The sequence below is a fragment of the Streptomyces sp. MH60 genome, assembly GCF_002939385.1.
In the GTDB taxonomy this organism is placed as follows: Bacteria; Actinomycetota; Actinomycetes; order Streptomycetales; family Streptomycetaceae; genus Streptomyces.
In genome coordinates, this window is the sequence record NZ_MULI01000184.1 from 1 (window position 1) to 1,328 (window position 1,328).

Here is a 1,328-nt window from a genome sequence, read left to right on the forward strand (position 1 = left end):
CCCCACTGGTCGAAGGAGTCGATGTTCCAGATCGCGCCCTGCACGAACACCTTGTGCTCGTACAGCGCGATGAGCTGGCCGAGGACGGAGGGGGTCAGCTCGGCGGCCAGGACGGTCGTGGTGGGGTGGTTGCCGTGGAAGGTCTTGTGCGGGACCAGTTCCTCGGGCACTCCCTCGGCGCGTACCTCGTCCGGGGTCTTGCCGAAGGCGAGGGCCTGGGTCTGCGCGAAGAAGTTGGCCATCAGCAGGTCGTGCTGGGCCTTGAGTTCGTCGCTCAGCTCGGCCACCGGCCGCGCGAAGCCGATGAAGTCCGCCGGGATCAGCTTGGTGCCCTGGTGGATCAGCTGGTAGTACGCGTGCTGCCCGTTGGTGCCCGGCGTGCCCCAGACCACCGGCCCGGTCTGCCACTCCACGGGGTTGCCGTCGCGGTCGACGGACTTGCCGTTGGACTCCATGTCCAGCTGCTGGAGATACGCGGTGAACTTCGACAGGTAGTGGCTGTACGGCAGGACCGCGTGCGACTGCGCGCCCAGGAAGTCGCCGTACCAGACGCCCAACAGGCCCAGCAGCAAAGGCACGTTGGACTCGGCGGGGGCGGTGCGGAAGTGCTCGTCGACGATGCGGAAACCGTCGAGCATCTCCCGGAAGCGGTCGGGCCCGATGGCGATCATCAGGGAGAGCCCGATCGCCGAGTCGAAGGAGTACCGGCCGCCGACCCAGTCCCAGAACTCGAACATGTTGGCCGTGTCGATGCCGAACCCGGTGACCTTCTCGGCGTTGGTCGACAGCGCCACGAAGTGCTTGGCGACCGCCTTCTCGTCGCCGTCGAACGCGGCCAGCAGCCAGGACCGCGCCGAGGTGGCGTTGGTGATCGTCTCGATGGTGGTGAAGGTCTTGGAGGCGATGACGAACAGCGTCTCGGCCGGGTCCAGGTCCCGGACCGCCTCGTGCAGGTCGGCGCCGTCCACGTTGGACACGAAGCGGAAGGTGAGCGCGCGGTCGGTGAAGGCCCGCAGCGCCTCGTAGGCCATCGCCGGACCCAGGTCCGAGCCGCCGATGCCGATGTTGACGACGTTGCGAATGCGCCTGCCGGTGTGACCGGTCCACTCGCCGCCCCGGACCCGGTCGGCGAAGCCGGCCATCCTGTCGAGCACGGCGTGCACCTGGGGGACGACGTTCTCGCCGTCGACCTCGATCACCGCGTCCCGCGGGGCCCGCAGCGCGGTGTGCAGCACCGCCCGGTCCTCGGTGATGTTGATGCGCTCACCGCGGAACATCGCGTCGCGCAGCCCGAACACATCGGTGGCGGCGGCCAGTTCCTGGAGCAG

General features: G+C 68.5%; 1 protein-coding gene. It reads right to left on the reverse strand.

Annotated features, from left to right (window positions below; genetic code table 11):
• Positions 1-1,328: glucose-6-phosphate isomerase (pgi, locus tag BZZ08_RS38445; protein ID WP_104636732.1), on the reverse strand; the 1,328-nt coding region annotated here is incomplete at both ends.